A 15907-nucleotide genomic window follows, 5' to 3' on the forward strand; every position below is an offset into this window, starting at 1 on the left:
GAAAAGGCCGTGAACAAGTCACGGTCTTTTTGTCGACATATGGAATATGTAGAAATCTTATTTAATTCCGTCTTTGAGCGCTTTACCTGGTTTGAATGCAGGAATTTTGCTCGCAGGAATTTCGATTTCTTCACCTGTTTGCGGGTTGCGTCCTTTACGTGCAGAGCGCTCGCGAACTTCGAAGTTCCCAAAACCAACCAATTGTACTTTATCTCCGCTTTGAAGAGCCTCAGAGATTGCTTCGAATACGGCATCAACCGCTTTCGTTACATCTTTCTTGGACAATTCAGTTGCTTCAGATACGTGTGTAATCAAGTCTGATTTGTTCATTTGTTTTTCACCTCCTGTATCAATGTCCTGAATGTTATACTGTGTTTCCGTTTTATAGCGAAATATACGTTCATACGCAAAAAATCTACGTACATCTTGAGCGCTGAACACAAATCTCCGCCTGCGGTCAACAGTCATTTTCGGCAGAATGTCGTCTGAAACCACGGGCATTTCAGACGCCGAACAAATTTCATACTAATACAGACAGCCCACAATTTCAAGTCCGGTTGCGGTTTAAGACGTAAAATGTAACCGCCAGGGCAAGCACGAGAACCCCACCTTTTACAATATCATGTGTGAAATACTGTACGTTCATCATCGTTAAACCATTCACAAGTACACCAATCAGAACCGAACCAATGAAGGTTCCGATGACATTGGGTTTACCCGCACCAAACACAGAGAAACCGACAAATACTGCAGCTACGGATTCCATTAACAACGGTGATCCCGCATCAATTTGTCCAGACCCTACTTTGGAAGCATAGATGATCCCCCCGATTGCTGCAAACACTCCAGCGGCTACATAGGCGAGTGTACGCACCTTTTTCACCTTGATTCCAGACAACCGTGCAGCTTCCTCATTACCACCTGTAATGTACATCTGGCGACCATATTTCGTATACGTCAAAAAGATATGCACACCTATTACCGCAATAAGTAGCATGATTACCGATATCGGCATACCAAGCCATTTACCCTGCCCTATTAGCAGGAATGTCGGGTCCATCTCTCCCGCAGCTTTGCTCCCATCAGGGAACTGCATGTGATTGTAAATGGTATATCCCTGTGCATACGTTTTGTGAATACCTCCGATGATGTACATCGTGGCAAGGGTTGCGAGCAAATCCGGAATACGCAATTTTACAATGAGCAAAGCGTTAAGCAAACCAATAACTGCGCCAATGATTAGTGGCACAATAATTACAATTGCCAGTGGTTGTTGATACCAAATCATTAACGAAGCAGTAACGACGGTAGTTAATGAGACAGTCGCCCCAACCGAGAGATCAAATCCATCAACAATGAGAGATAACGTAACACCGATCGCTACAAACGTAACGATAGAGATCGAGCCCAAAATATCGGTCAAGTTACTGTACGTAAAGAAATAAGGCAATTTAATACCGAAAAATGCGATCACACCTATGATGACTATAATCGCTCCGTAACGGAACGCAAAATCCAATGATTTATCCTTCATGATTGCACCTCTTGTCCACCGCTTGCATAGTATAGCAGCTGTTCTTGATTTGTCTCGCCTCGTTTGAACTCTTTTACGATAACACCCTCGCACATGACAGCGATTCGGTCACCAATTCCCATGCCTTCATCCAGTTCACAGGTGAAATAGATGACACCCTTACCCGCCAAAGCCAGTTCATTAATGATGCGGAAAATGTCACTTTTCGCCCCAATGTCCACACCTTTGGTTGGCTCATCGAATATAAATACATCCGCATCCGCGTTAAGCCACTTACCAATGGCCACCTTCTGCTGATTACCACCGCTTAGATATTTCACTTCCTGTTTCACGGACGATGTTTTAATTCCAAGCTGTTTCACCAATGACTCTGCATTCAGACGTTCCCGCTTGCGGCTTACAAAACCTAATGTACTAAGACGACTTAGCAAAGGCAGACTTAAATTCCGTTCCACGTTCTCCTGAATCAGGATTCCTTGTTTACGTCGCTCCTCCGGTACAGAAACAATCCCCAGAGCCGCCGCATCCGCAGGCTGAGACAGGCGGAGATTACGGTTGTTAAGCCGGATCTCGCCTCCCTCCAGCCGATCTGCACCAATCAGCAAACGAGAGCTTTCCGTTTTACCCGCGCCTACCAGACCTACCACAGCTAGGACTTCACCTCGGCGTACAGAGAGGTCAACACCTTTGACTTTCACTCCACGACGAAGCCCACGAGCCTCCAATAACAGCTCTCCCACGGGTGCTTCCGTCTTCGGAAACTCTTCTTCGAACGGCTTGCCCAGCATCTGTGTGACCAAGTCGTTAATTGTCAGTCCTTTTGCTTCACCCGTAAATACATGTTGCCCATCTCTCATAACCGTAACGCGATCACAGTGACCCGTCACTTCAGCAAGACGATGGGTAATGAAAATACAGGCTACGCCCCGATCCTTCAGGAGATGAACAATTCGGAAAAATGCATCGGTTTCTTCTCGGCTCAGCGGCGCGGTCGGTTCATCAAAAATAATGACTTTGGCATCCTGTATCAGGATGCGTGCGAGTAGAATCATCTGTTTCTCCGCAAGGGTCAGGTCGGCTACCTTTTGGTGAACGGATATGTCCGCCCCTAATTGCTTCAGCGCTTCAGCAGCACGCTGTTGCAGCTTCCGTGGACTCTTCCACCAGCCGCCACCAGGCGATGCCAGTTGATCCAACATGATGTTCTCCGCAGCCGTCAGCTGTGGCACCAGTGCCGCATCCACTTCCTGATAGACACAGTGAATCCCACTTGCCTTCGCGTCTCCCGGAGAACTTAAATGAAGCGCTCGTCCACTCAACTGAATCGTACCCTGATCCAATGGATAGGCACCGGACAGAATTTTCATTAACGTGCTCTTACCGGCACCATTTGCCCCCAACAGCGCATGAATCTCCCCACCTTTTACAGAGAAATTCACATCCTTCAGTGCAGGAATACCTGAAAACTGCTTGTGGATATGTTCCATTTGAAGCAGAATCGGTGCAGTGCTCATGATGTTAACCTCCAATCGTTCCCTTCCGGGAGCATCCCTTTTTTTCATCCAGACCACACATATCTTCATTTATGTTTGAAAAAGCGCGCCTTGCGGCGCGCTTCCCTTACGCTGCTTATTTAGCAGTAATTCCGTATTCGCTCATCCAGTCCTTGATTCCTTGTGTGCTGCCACCCCAACCTTCAACGAACTCTGACAGCTCCGAAGTGGAGATTTGTTTATCTGGTAGAGCTTCACGTTGAACATACACAGGGTTAAGAACAACTGCATCTTCCGTCTCGTCCCCGTTCAGTTTTTGATAAGCATAACGTACCTGGACGCGTCCAATATCCGTTGGATCAACAGCAGCAGAAGCAACCCAAGGATTTTTCGGGTCCTGGATCATTTGCAGGTCCTCGTCACTCATATCGATACCATACACTTTGATCTCATCACGTCCAGCTTGTTGAATCGCACGCGCTGCACCTTTGGCGAACTCATCCCATGCAGTCCATACAGCTGTAATCTCACCTTTTGGATACTGCTTGAGAATAGCTTCCATTTTGGCTTGAGTATCCAGCGCAGGGTTCTGTGCAGAACCGAATGTCGCTATTTCCTTGATGTCCGGATTTGCTTTCATGAATTCACCGTATGCGATTTGACGGCGTTCCATCGGTGCGAAACCAGCTACCCATACTTTGACAATATTGCCTTGTCCATTGATATCTTTTTTCATTTGCTCCAGCGTCAGTTCAGCCATCTTCTGGTCATCCTGCGACAGGACTGTGGCTCCTGGAACACTGATAGCTGCGTCAAACACGACCACTGGAATATTCTGTTCTACTGCCTTCTTCACGCCTGGCTCTAACAGGGAATCTCCATGATCCGTGAGAATGGCATCGAATTTCTGGTTAATAGCGCTATCAAGCAAGGATACCATCTTTGCTTTGTCATTATCGGCAACAAAGGTTGTCAGTTCTCCACCGAATTTTTCGATTTCTTCTTTTACACCCTGTACATATTGCTGTGAGAAAGTACCTGTATTAAATTCCATAATAAGTGCGATCCGTTTGCCACTTAGAGGGCCCGTGACTGCTTCCGTTTTTGGTGTATCATCTGATGTACCCGAAGCCGGAGTGGCTGCCGGTTCTTTTTTGATTCCGCAAGCGGACAGCGCCAATGTAAATACTAATAACACACTCAACCATACCCATTTTGTCTCTTTTCTTTTCATCTCTGTATCCCCCTGTCCACTCTCTGTGATCTCGATCACAATAGTTGAATATTAATATAACGGCTAATCCCCAGTATGTAAATGGGTTTTAGCAATTTAAAGCTAAAACTCGCTAAGTTTTTTTCGAAAGTACCATTCTTCCTATCCATTTCATCCAAAATAAAGAAATCACGTAAAAAAGACCGCGAGGGGATGCCCCCTTACGGTCTTTTGATGTTTCACAGAATGATGGCGATCAAGCCGCCCGAACCTTCGTTAATGATTCTTCCCAGCGTCTCTTGCAATTTGTATCTTGCATTATCCGGCATCATGGCAATCTTGCCCTGAATTCCTTCTCGCACGATGGAGTGTAGCGAACGACCAAACATGTCTGAATCCCATACCTTGATTGGGTCGTTCTCGAAGTCCTGCATCAGGTATCTCACCAGTTCCTCACTTTGTTTCTCCGTACCGATGATTGGAGCGAACTCCGATTCCACATCAACCCGGATCATGTGAATGGAAGGTGCCGTTGCTTTCAGACGTACGCCAAATTTGGTGCCCTGACGAATGAGCTCAGGTTCATCCAGAGCCATCTCGGCAAGAGATGGAGCGGCAATGCCGTATCCGGTCGTTTTGACCATCTCCAGCGCTTCTGCGAAGCGGTCATATTCTCTCTTCGCATGCGAGAATTCCTGCATCAATTGCAGCAGATGATCCTTACCGCGAATCTCGATGCCAACCACTTCCACGAGAATCTGATCATACAGCTCATCCGGTGCGTACAGGTCAATTTCGGCTACACCCTGCCCCATATTCATGCCACTCAGGCCTGCGCGATCAATGAATTCATATTCCATGAACTGAGCGACAACCCGATCCACATCACGAAGTCTGCGAATATCCTTGACGGTATCCCGTACGGAATTTTCGTAGTTGCTACGCAGCCAGTGAGTCTCATTGAGTACCATAACCCAGCTCGGCAAGTTTACATTCACTTCATGCACAGGGAACTCATAGAGCACTTCACGAAGTACACCCGTTACATCATCTTCCGTCATGGTCGCTGCACTGAGTGTCATCACCGGAATGTCGTATTTGGCAGCAAGCTCACTACGCAATTGCAGGGCTTCTTCACTGCGAGGACGAGTGGAGTTGATGACCAGGACAAACGGTTTACCCACTTCTTTTAATTCCGCAATGACCCGTTCTTCAGATTCCACATAGGAGCTGCGGGCAATTTCGGCGATTGTGCCGTCTGTTGTTACCACAACACCCAGTGTAGAATGCTCCTGAATAACTTTGCGAGTACCAATCTCGGCGGCTTCCTGGAACGGAATTGGTTCCTCGAACCAAGGCGTGGAGATCATGCGTGGACCATTCTCATCCTCGTATCCCTTGGCTCCTTCCACCGCGTAACCTACACAATCCACAAGGCGCACATTGACATCAAGTCCTTCTGCCACCTTGATCTGGACTGCGTTATTTGGTACAAATTTTGGTTCGGTAGTCATGATGGTTTTACCTGCTGCACTCTGTGGAAGTTCATCCACCGCTCGACCACGGTCAGCCTCGTTAGTGATGTTTGGCAACACGATGGTTTCCATGAATCGTTTAATAAATGTTGATTTTCCCGTCCGGACTGCGCCGACAACCCCGAGATAAATATCCCCTCCGGTCCGCTCAGCTATGTCCTTAAAAATGTCCACTTTCTCCAATGAAATCCCCTCCCTAAATTACTCCGAAGGAAAAATGCTAAAGAGCATCCGCTTCGTTTTTTCAATCAGAAGACTGAAATCCCTGCAACGGTAGAGCCGCCTTTGTGAGTGCCCGGAAGTCGTCCGCCGCCGAACGTTGCATTCTGATGAAACCGGCGAGAGCGGCGTTAACTCGTACATGCAATTGGACTAGTATCATCTTATGTATCCGTATGCGGCAATATGACGCGTATTTTTGTTTTTTTATCTTAAGGTGATGACATTAGGAGAATCCCCCGATCTCGGACTGCGCGTCTTTATTTCAATCTACTTTATGTGATCCGTGAAGCTTTTATGACGGTTATTACTCATACTGACAAAAGAAAAAAGAGATACTCCTTATTTGGAATATCTCTTTTTGAACCATTAGAGGCATGGTGGTCATACAGCTAAATCATTTGAATTGCAATCATGCTTATTTTATTGGCTGGGCAACCGGCGCATTATTTTGCCATGCGTAGGGAACAGATTTAACGGGTACGAAGTAGGAGTGTTCCACCAGCAAATCCCGAACATCTTCAGTGTCTGTTGGAGACACGTCAGACTTTTCCACCGCCTGCATAATGTCAAAAGCATAATCCACATAAACCTTGCCTTCGTCATTCATCATAAAAGGTAACGCCTGACCTGAATATACACTATTCAGCGTAATGGAAGGAGTACCTGCCTGAGCAGCCTGCTCCATATCCACAGCATATAACCCCGGATACAGTTCTTCCCCGCTTGGTAGCTTATTGTTATGTACGGACTTATATTGATTAACCATTCGTTGCACATCGTTTACTTTCTGTATGGTCAGAAGATCCATCACTTTAACAGTCGGATTCACTTCTTCGTCCTGAATAAGGAAGTAAGCGCTCCCACCACTTTCAAAAGCAGTCCCTGGTATTTCATCCAGATACCCCAGTTGTTTCAACTTGGGCAGATCCACTCTGAACTTTTCATATTTTGGCGTTTCCATATCTGCATTGATGATTGGCAAAATCCCCTCATCTTGCTGGAATGCCTCGACCGCACTCTGGATACGGCTCACGCTTTCCCGATAGGCTATCTTAGGATCCGAATTACTCTGGGATGGATACATACAACCACTTGCTGTAAAAGCAAACAACAGGAATAACAGCAGACCGCCCGTCTGATGTTTCAGACGCTGCCGTCTGCTTCCTTCCACACATTTTGGCTTGTTCTTAATCATTCGTATCCTCCTTGAATAACTCATTAGAGAATCAATGTCATAACGCTCAGAACCAGTCGTCTTCCTGTTGTTGACGTTCCAGTTGTTTCCGAATGGCTGCCTTCAGCGGGTCCTCTGGAACATGAACCGATAGAGATCCACACACCTTGGCCTGACAGGACAGTCGTGTACCTGCTTCCAACAGAGAACCCAACTTGCGCTTTTCAGCATCTGTTGGTGGATACAGTTCCGCCCGATATTCTTCATCCACGTTCACTTTGCACATCAGGCAAGCCGCTTTACCATCACATCGGGTCGTAATCTTAACTCCAGCACGTCGTGCTGCATGCAGAAGTGTCACCCCTGGTTTGAGTGCTATCGATTTGTTCATAGGTAAAAAAGTAACTTTATAATCCATCATTTTCCTCCCTCACCCTACTGGGGCCATGTAAAGCCAACAAGCTCTTCCACTTCGGCTCTGAAGCGGCTTGTCCATACATTCTGTTGACTTAAAAGCATCATTATAGGTTGATGTGCATCTGGCTGCTCGCGCATCTGTGTCGCAATGGGGACATAACGATCTTCACGACCTCGCAGCAGATTAAACAACAGCTCATGCGCAAGCGGCATCAGTCGCAGGCTATATGAACCCACTTGTGCTACTGGTGCATGCGGAGCAAGTACATGTTCAATCTCAATACGGTACCAACTTTTGCGAGCCCATATTTCGAAACCACCCACCAGTTCCAGCGCACATTCACCCACCTGATAGTGGCTTAGCAGAGAAGCATAAGGTCCTGTTTTATCCACTGTAGGCTCGTCAAGCATTTCCCCCGGAGCGATTCGGTGAAGTTCCTTAGCAGCAGCAACATCCGCATAGATATCAATATCTCTCGGAGCCTGTTGCAACTCCACCCCTTGAAGCAGCAACCCACAACTTCCTCCAAGTAACCATGTCTGCGGCTGTGTGTTCCAGGCTTTGGCCGTTTCCAGCAAAGCCGCGTGTAATTCCGGATAACGCTCTGTCCGACCCTCCGTATCATGCGGCCCCATAGGCTCACACTCCCCTCATCCGTGTTCATTGTGTCAGTTCTTATGATGTGCTTATGCGGATGTTATCCTTCAGGCATGGGAAATCAGGTCAGAGAAGCGATTCCACCGAACAAGCCAATCAGCATAATCAAAAATGCAATCAGAGAAAGAATCCCCCGTACAATACCTTTTGTTTTGGCACGAGCAAACGTAATCAGGAATACAGATAGTCCCATAATGAGGATGGCTACCAATGACAGCCACATCTTGTCCATTGCGCTCATAATCCAGCAGTCTCCCCTTCAGTCCGATATTCATCACTGACACTGTGACAATTGCAACCATTATAACACGAAATTCAGCTCAACTTTCCAAAAAAAAGACAAAAAAGCAAGCCGGCAGAAGCCGACTCGTCTTTTTGTCTTACTGGATCACCTGCACATGCAGGTGTGATCTATTATTTTTTCATCATCATTTTCATTAACGATTCCATACTGCTCGGATTCAATCCGCTTTTCTTGACCGCACTCACAATATCCTTAACCGTATCCTCAGATACCGGAACTTTCGCCATGGCGGATACTTGTTTGATCAATTGGCGCAACTGAGCTTCATTCTGAATCGTCGTTGGTTTCACCGTGCTCGCCAATTTCTTAACGGCACCTTCCGTTATCGTTTTACCCGTTTTCTTGTTGATTGCATTCAGTGCATCTTTGGAAATGTTGTTACCCATTCGTCTCCCCTCCTCCGGCAATACTCATGTGTATAGTATGAGTCTGCGACAGAAAAGGTGAATAAGCTTCTTATTTCACAAGGTACGTTTAGGCTGATTACAATCAGGAATGCCACTGCTCCCAGGTTTCAAGCTTCATGACTTCCATTTCAGTCTTCGGGTCACGCCCCATCAAGGCTTCAACCGCATCACGCGGCTGTCTCTCCTGGAATAAAACGTGATATAACTGATCCGCAATTGGCATTTGCACACCATATTTTTGTGAGATGAAATAGGCAGCTTGCGTAGTTCGAATGCCTTCTACCACCATGCCCATGGACTTCAGTACATCATCCAGCTTCTGTCCCTGGCCCAACATGGAACCTGCTCTCCAGTTCCGACTGTGCTGACTTGTAGCCGTTACAACCAGATCCCCGATCCCGGCAAGGCCCGAAAACGTTAGCGGATTTGCTCCCATCTCAACACCAATACGTGTGATTTCTGCCAGACCGCGTGTTAGCAAAGCGGCTTTGGCATTATCACCAAATTGAAGACCATCGGACATGCCTGCACCAAGAGCAATAATATTTTTGAATGCGCCTGCAAGCTCAACACCAATCATGTCCCGATTCGTGTAAACCCGGAAATAGGCATTCATAAACAAAGCTTGGGCAGACTCGGCAGATGACTTATCCAGTGAAGCTACAACCACTGTCGTTGGACAACGCTTCACCACTTCTTCCGCATGGCTTGGGCCAGAAAGAACAACAACACGTCCTTCCTCACATTCAAGCTCTTCTGAAATGACTGTGGACATCCGTTTCAGGCTTTCTGTCTCAAAACCTTTGGTTGCATGAATGACTAACATCTCAGGCTTGTAATAAGCCTTAAGCTGGTTCGTAACCGCACGCATGGCTGATGAAGGCGCAACAATTAACACAGCTATAGCGCCTTCCACCGCAGCTTCCATATCAGTTGTTGCTTGAATCCGTGCTGAAAGCTCCGCATCCGGAAGATAGCGTGTATTGGTGTGTTTGTTATTGATTTCGTTAGCCTGGTCTTCACCACGTGTCCACATCATCACGTCCAACTGATTGGCGGCGAGTACACTGGCGAGAGCTGTTCCCCAGCTCCCAGCGACCAGAACAGCAACTTTTTTAGACAACTCGTTTACCCCCTCCAGGGTTTTTCGATCCCAATTTATTTTCCTGTCCTTTGGCGAGCTTCGCAATATTGGTACGATGTCTCCAGAACGCAAACAGACAAATAATCAGACTCCCCCAGAAGATATTCATTGAATATCCGGGTAATACCAAGATAAAGATGGGTGTAAATGCTACAAAAATCAGAGACCCCAATGAAACATAGCGTGTCAATACAATAGACAGAATGGCGATCACCCCAGCACATAACGCAGGTAGGAAAGCAAGACTCACCAGAACACCAATGGCTGTGGCAATGCCTTTTCCTCCACGAAAATGGAAGTAAAGCGGCCAGTTATGTCCTGCAATGGCTGCTATACCACTGAGTGCAGGAATCCAGGCAGAACCGTCACTCAGCCAGATTCCAATCCATACAGCTGCAACACCTTTAAGTACATCAAGTAACAGAACAGCAATTGCCGGTCCTTTACCCAAAATACGCAATGTATTGGTAGCTCCCGCGTTTCCGCTTCCGTGCTGACGAATATCGATCCCCCGTATCGCTTTGGCAAGGAGGACACTAAAGCTGATCGAACCGAGCAGATAACTCAGTACAATCGCTGCGATTTGTAAAATCACACACTTCTCCCCTAACTTTCGTCGGACTTCTTCCGAGTAAATATGCGAATTGGTGTTCCTTCGAAATCAAACGCTGCACGGATTTTATTCTCCAGATAGCGCTCATATGAGAAGTGCATCAACTCAGGATCGTTCACAAAAATAACCATGGTCGGCGGTTTAACTGCAACCTGAGTCACATAGTTAATTCTCATTCTCCGTCCTTTATCTGTTGGCGGAGGGTTAATGGCAACCGCATCAGACACCACATCGTTAAGCAGATGGGTCTGCACACGTAACGAGTGTTGCTCTGCTACACGTTGCACAACCGGCAACAGTTTTTGTAAGCGTTGTTTTGTGAGGGCCGACAAAAATACGACCGGAGCATAAGTCATAAACAGGAAGTGATCCCGAATTTTTCTCTCAAACTCTTTCATCGTTTTGTCATGCTTCTCTACTACGTCCCATTTGTTCACAACAAACAATGACGCTTTACCCGCTTCGAATGCATATCCTGCAATATGCTTGTCCTGTTCAATAATGCCTTCTTCACCATTAATGACAATCAGAACAACATCTGCACGCTCAATCGCACGCATCGCACGCATTACACTGTATTTCTCAGTTGTTTCATATACTTTACCACGCTTACGCATACCTGCTGTATCAATCAGCACGTAACGTTGGCCGTCTTTTTCAAAAGGTGTATCAATCGCATCCCGGGTTGTTCCAGCCACGTCACTTACAATGACACGCTCTTCACCCAGAATAGCGTTCACCAGTGAAGATTTACCCACATTAGGACGTCCGATCAGAGCTACACGAATGACATCTTCATCGTAAGTCTCTTCCTCAAGTTCTGGTAGCTTCTCCACAATTGCATCAAGCAAATCACCTACACCTGTACCGTGACTTCCGGATACGCCGATGGGATCACCGAAACCAAATCCATAAAACTCATAAATGAGCTCACTTCGTCCGATATTATCCACTTTGTTAACGGCTACAACAATAGGCTTTCCTGAGCGGTAGAGCATCTCTGCTACCTCTTCATCCGATTGCGTAATACCTGCTTTTGCATCACACATGAATACAATAACATCCGCTTCTTCAATAGCGAGCTCTGCTTGCATCCGAATCGATTTTAAGATTACATCTTCACCATCAATTTCGATACCACCTGTATCAATGATACTAAATGGTTTACCGTTCCATTCACCGATTCCGTATATGCGGTCACGGGTAATGCCCGGCTTGTCTTCCACAATGGCCAGTCTGTCGCCGATGATCCGATTGAAAATGGTGGATTTACCCACGTTCGGTCGTCCGACAATTGCCACAACGGGTCTTGCCATACATTCCACTCCTCCTGTCCATACTTACGATACTCATCATAGCAAAAAAGATATGTCTTGGCTAACGTTTCATGCCAAATTACTCGCAATAAAAACAATCGGCGAACCCGCCTTGGGCTCGCCGATCTTGCTTTTGTTATTCAGCAAAATATGCAGTATATAACTTAGAACCATGCATTGTTAACTTATTTGAATTTGCTGAGTTTGTCTCCAAACAGTTCGCCAAGCGTAGTGCTCATACCTTGATTGTTCAAGGAAACGTTTGGATTGTTGATTTCTTCACGCGGAGCGTTGTTTCTTGAAGGTCTTTCTGATTTTTGTGGTTGAGCTGGAGCTTCTTCTGTTTCTTTGATGCTCAAGCTTACACGTTGCTCAGAAGGGTTCATGTCCAAGATTTTAACTTGAACTTCTTGTCCTTCTTTCAGCACTTCATGAGGAGTGCCGATGTGTTTGTGGGAGATTTGCGAGATATGCACAAGTCCCTCAACACCAGGAGCGATTTCAACAAATGCACCGAAGTCTACCAAACGTTTTACAACACCTGTTACGATATCGCTGGAATTGAATTTTTCGCTTGCTGTTTCCCAAGGACCTGGTTGAACAGCTTTCATGCTCAGGCTGATTTTGCCTTTTTCAGGGTCAACTTTCAGCACTTTCACACTAACTTTATCACCTTCAGACAGCACGTCGGATGGTTTTTCAACGTGTGTCCAAGCCAGCTCGGATACGTGAACCAAACCGTCAACTCCGCCCACATCAACGAATGCACCGAATTGAGTCAAACGTTGTACTGTACCTTCGATCACTTGACCTTCTTGCAAACCAGCCATTACTGTAGCTTTGTTTGCTTCGAATTCTTGCTCCAGTACGTCTTTTTGGGAAAGGATCACTTTGTTGTTCTCACGGTCGATCTCTTTCACTTTAACACGCAGTGTGCGTCCTTTGTAGTCGCTGAAGTCTTCAACGAAATGGCGTTCAACCATGGAAGCCGGGATAAATCCACGTACGCCCACGTCTGCTACCAGACCGCCTTTAACAACATCACCTACAACAACTTCGAATACGTCTTGGTCTTCAAAATGCTTTTGCAATTGATCCCATGCGTTTTCGCTGTCGATTGCACGTTTGGACAGAACGAGTTTTTCTTTCTCGTCGTCGATGCTAAGAACTTTAGCTTCAACTTCTTGTCCAACTTCTACTGCGTCAGACGCGCTGTCAACATGTAATGAAGACAGTTCACGAATTGGAATGACACCGTCATATTTATATCCAATGCTCACATAGGCTTGGTTATCTTCCAATTTGACGATGGTTCCTTTTACGGTATCTCCTTTTTTCAAGGAAACGAATTGATCCAACTCATCTTGGGTTGCTTCTTGATTTTTCATTTCTTCCGACATGTCAAATACCCTCCTCAATTCAAAAACCCCATTATATTCAAACCTGCCTGTAGCAGAGTTCAAAACACTTTCATCACTGAGTGCTCAAGCTTTAGTCTCCCTCAAAAATATGGAAACATGCACTCGGCTACCGACGAAGCCATTACTTGCTTGGCACGCCCGTTTGCACCATTTCGTTAATCTTGGACATAATCTTTTCAGTCGCCTTCTCCAGAGCTTCTCCAGATGGGTCTTCCTTGAACTCGTCCAAACTTACTGGTGCTCCATATACAACTTTCATCTTACGAAAAACTTTGTAGTTACCGATAATAGCAGTAGGAATAACTGTAGCGCCACTGCGGAGAGCAAAACTCGCTGCCCCTTTTTTGCCGATACCTCCATCATTGTGACGGCTTCCCGAGGGGAAGATTCCAAGCACTTGCCCATCACGCAAAATATTGAGTGAGGTTTTGATGGATTCCTTGCTGACACCTCCACGTTTAACGGGGAAAGCACCCACGGCTTTAATAATTCGGCCGAGTACCGGAATGTCAAACAATTCGCTTTTGGCCATGAAACGCACCTGACGGCGAATTTTGATACCAACGGTTGGAGGATCGAAGTTACTAATATGATTGGAACATAAAAGTACGCCGCCTTCTTTCGGAATATTCTCCCGTCCAACGGCCTCCAAGCGGAAAAGAATGGTATAAATGATCCGCAGTAATGTGCTGCAAAATGTGTAAATCATAGACCGATCTCTCCTCTGACCATTGTGCAATAAGATACGATTTTGTCAACCACTTCATGAATGTTCATCTCCGTTGTATCAAGGACGATAGCATCCTCAGCACAACGCAATGGGGAAATTTCCCGATTCTCATCCAATCTGTCACGGGTGGCAATGTCTCGCTCCAGCTGTTGCAACGTCAGTCCTTCAGAGGGGTCCAGTTCTTTGAAGCGGCGAAGCGCACGCTCTTCGACACTGGCAGTCATGAAGATTTTCACTTCCGCATCGGGCAGTACTGTCGTTCCGATATCGCGTCCATCCATGACGACGCCCTTGCGCAAAGCCATTTGCCGCTGAGTATCCACTAATTGCGTACGCAGCCCCTCGATTTGCGCATATCGGGACACGATTCCCGTCACTTCACGGGAGCGGATTTCCGAGGTTACTTCTTCCCCATTACAGAACACTTTCTGTCCGTCGGGATCCGGTTGTAAATCAATGACCAGCTTTTGGGCTTCCTGAAGTACCTGTGCCACTTCTTCCGGCGCAATATCTTTCCGAAGCATGTGCAAGGTTACCGCACGGTACATTGCGCCTGTATCGACGTATACATACGCGAGCGCCTCTGCAACCAATCGGGCCACCGTGCTTTTCCCGGCACCGGCAGGTCCGTCAATTGCAACGTTCATTTTCCCGTTCTCTGATGTGTTCTGGCTTGCCAACGGGGCATTCCTCCTCAAACGATAAACCTCAATAAAAAAACAGGCATTGCCTGCATCGTGAAAATTATACCACACTCTACACATGGATGCAAAAACAGACAAATCAACGACGTTTGTAATCATTCACCGTTTGCACTTCAATTGGCGTTCCTTCCAGGCGGTCAATGGTGGTCAAATTCTTTTTGAAGCCTGGTACCAACAGTAGCAATTGATATAGTACAAGCAGGATTAGAAGGGCTGTAATCAGAATCGTAACCTTTCGTTCCATTCTCCTGGAGAAAACATAATAAAGTCTTTCATATCTGCGGGTTGCATGACGATGATTCAAGGCAATACCTCCGTTTTTTTCATTACGGTACCCGCAGTTCCCTCTCTTTATGCCACAACATTCCTATTTCGTGCGATAGTCAAGTTGCCGTTCAAAACAAAACTTGATAATTTTTTGGCGCTCCGAATCTGAAATCTGCACAAATTTCAGCATGCATAGCTGTCTGCCGGTTTCCAGGGTTTTGATCCGCACAACTTCAGCTTCAAAATTCACATGTTCAATAGTTGAATTCCGGTAGGGAACAAGCAACCAGCATTTCAATTTTTGACCTTCAGCTATTGAAAACCCTGTTTCGCCGTAGATGGACAATCCACCGCCACCAATATCTTCAGTCAATCCAACGGCACGGGTCAGATCTTCACTCTGGATGGCCAGTTCGAGATTTGCGTGAACACGAAGAAAGCTGCGCCGTTGTATTTTGGATATATCGCTCGGAAGCGGTTTGCGGATACGGACAAGACGGACCACATCTTCCTCAAATCCCGTGACATAGGTATTAAAATAATGCCGGACCCCATCCTCCGTAATATATGAAATGGACAATTCCTCTCCGAAAAAGAGCCTTTTCAGACGGCTGCTTCCTTGTTGCATCGGGACCTCAATCAGAAAACTGGTGTCATCCATATCTGCAATGCGTGATTTGTATTCTTTGTGTTCCTCTTTTTCATCTGCAGAAGCAATCTGGATGTATAAAATTTCATTTATTTTAGGAAACAAG

At 46.3% G+C, this 15907-nt stretch carries 18 protein-coding genes; all 18 read right to left on the reverse strand.

Annotated features, from left to right (window positions below; all coding sequences use genetic code 11):
* Positions 1 to 57: 57 nt before the first annotated feature.
* The 18 genes from hbs to AC6CIF_RS23515 all read right to left on the reverse strand — a co-directional run bounded on the left by hbs (position 58) and on the right by AC6CIF_RS23515 (position 15906).
* Positions 58 to 330 carry a non-specific DNA-binding protein Hbs gene (gene hbs / locus AC6CIF_RS23430; RefSeq protein ID WP_024630670.1) on the reverse strand — a complete coding sequence of 91 codons (273 nt, stop codon included), beginning with the start codon at positions 328 to 330 and terminating at the stop codon, positions 58 to 60.
* Between the two features lie 217 nt (positions 331 to 547).
* Positions 548 to 1534 carry an ABC transporter permease gene (locus AC6CIF_RS23435; protein WP_017687695.1) on the reverse strand — a complete coding sequence of 329 codons (987 nt, stop codon included), beginning with the start codon at positions 1532 to 1534 and terminating at the stop codon, positions 548 to 550.
* Positions 1531 to 3048: a sugar ABC transporter ATP-binding protein gene (locus AC6CIF_RS23440; protein WP_498201721.1), complete on the reverse strand. Its 1518-nt coding sequence runs from the start codon at positions 3046 to 3048 to the stop codon at positions 1531 to 1533. Before AC6CIF_RS23440 ends, AC6CIF_RS23435 begins: the two co-directional genes overlap by 4 nt.
* Before the next feature lie 115 nt (positions 3049 to 3163).
* A complete protein-coding gene (locus AC6CIF_RS23445; RefSeq protein WP_498201722.1) occupies positions 3164 to 4261 on the reverse strand; it encodes a sugar ABC transporter substrate-binding protein in 1098 nt (365 codons plus the stop codon).
* A 218-nt stretch (positions 4262 to 4479) separates the two neighbouring features.
* Entirely contained in the window at positions 4480 to 5958 is a 1479-nt protein-coding gene (spoIVA, locus tag AC6CIF_RS23450) for a stage IV sporulation protein A (protein ID WP_036607700.1), read from the reverse strand.
* Between the two features lie 454 nt (positions 5959 to 6412).
* Complete coding sequence (locus AC6CIF_RS23455) at positions 6413 to 7192, reverse strand: YphF family lipoprotein (RefSeq protein WP_498201723.1); 780 nt, start codon at positions 7190 to 7192, stop codon at positions 6413 to 6415.
* A gap of 46 nt (positions 7193 to 7238) precedes the next feature.
* Positions 7239 to 7589: a 2Fe-2S iron-sulfur cluster-binding protein gene (locus AC6CIF_RS23460; protein WP_498201739.1), complete on the reverse strand. Its 351-nt coding sequence runs from the start codon at positions 7587 to 7589 to the stop codon at positions 7239 to 7241.
* Positions 7590 to 7606: 17 nt separating this feature from the next.
* Entirely contained in the window at positions 7607 to 8224 is a 618-nt protein-coding gene (locus AC6CIF_RS23465; protein WP_076209910.1) for a hypothetical protein, read from the reverse strand.
* Positions 8225 to 8307: 83 nt separating this feature from the next.
* A complete protein-coding gene (locus AC6CIF_RS23470; RefSeq protein ID WP_036607705.1) occupies positions 8308 to 8487 on the reverse strand; it encodes a DUF2768 family protein in 180 nt (59 codons plus the stop codon).
* 173 nt (positions 8488 to 8660) lie between these two features.
* Positions 8661 to 8936, reverse strand: coding sequence for a stage VI sporulation protein F (locus tag AC6CIF_RS23475; protein ID WP_017687687.1), 276 nt, complete (start codon positions 8934 to 8936; stop codon positions 8661 to 8663).
* Between the two features lie 103 nt (positions 8937 to 9039).
* Entirely contained in the window at positions 9040 to 10080 is a 1041-nt protein-coding gene (locus AC6CIF_RS23480) for an NAD(P)H-dependent glycerol-3-phosphate dehydrogenase (RefSeq protein WP_498201724.1), read from the reverse strand.
* Complete coding sequence (gene plsY / locus AC6CIF_RS23485) at positions 10073 to 10696, reverse strand: glycerol-3-phosphate 1-O-acyltransferase PlsY (protein WP_076209908.1); 624 nt, start codon at positions 10694 to 10696, stop codon at positions 10073 to 10075. The genes AC6CIF_RS23480 and plsY overlap by 8 nt, the downstream gene beginning before the upstream one ends.
* 11 nt (positions 10697 to 10707) lie before the next feature.
* The gene (der, locus tag AC6CIF_RS23490; protein WP_076209907.1) at positions 10708 to 12030 is read right to left on the reverse strand and encodes a ribosome biogenesis GTPase Der; all 1323 of its coding nucleotides are present in this window, start codon (positions 12028 to 12030) and stop codon (positions 10708 to 10710) included.
* 185 nt (positions 12031 to 12215) lie between these two features.
* Positions 12216 to 13430 carry a 30S ribosomal protein S1 gene (gene rpsA, locus AC6CIF_RS23495; protein ID WP_036607712.1) on the reverse strand — a complete coding sequence of 405 codons (1215 nt, stop codon included), beginning with the start codon at positions 13428 to 13430 and terminating at the stop codon, positions 12216 to 12218.
* A gap of 142 nt (positions 13431 to 13572) precedes the next feature.
* Positions 13573 to 14160, reverse strand: coding sequence for a lysophospholipid acyltransferase family protein (locus AC6CIF_RS23500; protein ID WP_076209906.1), 588 nt, complete (start codon positions 14158 to 14160; stop codon positions 13573 to 13575).
* On the reverse strand, positions 14157 to 14861 hold the full coding sequence (gene cmk / locus AC6CIF_RS23505) for a (d)CMP kinase (RefSeq protein WP_076209905.1): 705 nt from the start codon (positions 14859 to 14861) through the stop codon (positions 14157 to 14159). The genes AC6CIF_RS23500 and cmk overlap by 4 nt, the downstream gene beginning before the upstream one ends.
* A gap of 103 nt (positions 14862 to 14964) precedes the next feature.
* Positions 14965 to 15189 carry a hypothetical protein gene (locus AC6CIF_RS23510; RefSeq protein WP_498201726.1) on the reverse strand — a complete coding sequence of 75 codons (225 nt, stop codon included), beginning with the start codon at positions 15187 to 15189 and terminating at the stop codon, positions 14965 to 14967.
* Between the two features lie 63 nt (positions 15190 to 15252).
* On the reverse strand, positions 15253 to 15906 hold the full coding sequence (locus AC6CIF_RS23515) for a flagellar brake protein (RefSeq protein ID WP_076209903.1): 654 nt from the start codon (positions 15904 to 15906) through the stop codon (positions 15253 to 15255).
* Position 15907 lies beyond the last annotated feature (1 nt).

This window comes from Paenibacillus sp. GQ49 (assembly GCF_059759055.1).

Excerpts from the sequence above, each read along its gene's own strand:
- hbs (WP_024630670.1), bottom strand. The coding sequence starts at position 330 with ATGAACAAATCAGACTTGATTACACACGTATCTGAAGCAACTGAATTG.
- AC6CIF_RS23435 (WP_017687695.1), bottom strand. The coding sequence starts at position 1,534 with ATGAAGGATAAATCATTGGATTTTGCGTTCCGTTACGGAGCGATTATA.
- AC6CIF_RS23440 (WP_498201721.1), bottom strand. The coding sequence starts at position 3,048 with ATGAGCACTGCACCGATTCTGCTTCAAATGGAACATATCCACAAGCAG.
- AC6CIF_RS23445 (WP_498201722.1), bottom strand. The coding sequence starts at position 4,261 with ATGAAAAGAAAAGAGACAAAATGGGTATGGTTGAGTGTGTTATTAGTA.
- AC6CIF_RS23455 (WP_498201723.1), bottom strand. The coding sequence starts at position 7,192 with ATGATTAAGAACAAGCCAAAATGTGTGGAAGGAAGCAGACGGCAGCGT.
- AC6CIF_RS23460 (WP_498201739.1), bottom strand. The coding sequence starts at position 7,589 with ATGGATTATAAAGTTACTTTTTTACCTATGAACAAATCGATAGCACTC.
- AC6CIF_RS23465 (WP_076209910.1), bottom strand. The coding sequence starts at position 8,224 with ATGGGGCCGCATGATACGGAGGGTCGGACAGAGCGTTATCCGGAATTA.
- AC6CIF_RS23470 (WP_036607705.1), bottom strand. The coding sequence starts at position 8,487 with ATGAGCGCAATGGACAAGATGTGGCTGTCATTGGTAGCCATCCTCATT.
- AC6CIF_RS23475 (WP_017687687.1), bottom strand. The coding sequence starts at position 8,936 with ATGGGTAACAACATTTCCAAAGATGCACTGAATGCAATCAACAAGAAA.
- der (WP_076209907.1), bottom strand. The coding sequence starts at position 12,030 with ATGGCAAGACCCGTTGTGGCAATTGTCGGACGACCGAACGTGGGTAAA.
- rpsA (WP_036607712.1), bottom strand. The coding sequence starts at position 13,430 with ATGTCGGAAGAAATGAAAAATCAAGAAGCAACCCAAGATGAGTTGGAT.
- AC6CIF_RS23500 (WP_076209906.1), bottom strand. The coding sequence starts at position 14,160 with ATGATTTACACATTTTGCAGCACATTACTGCGGATCATTTATACCATT.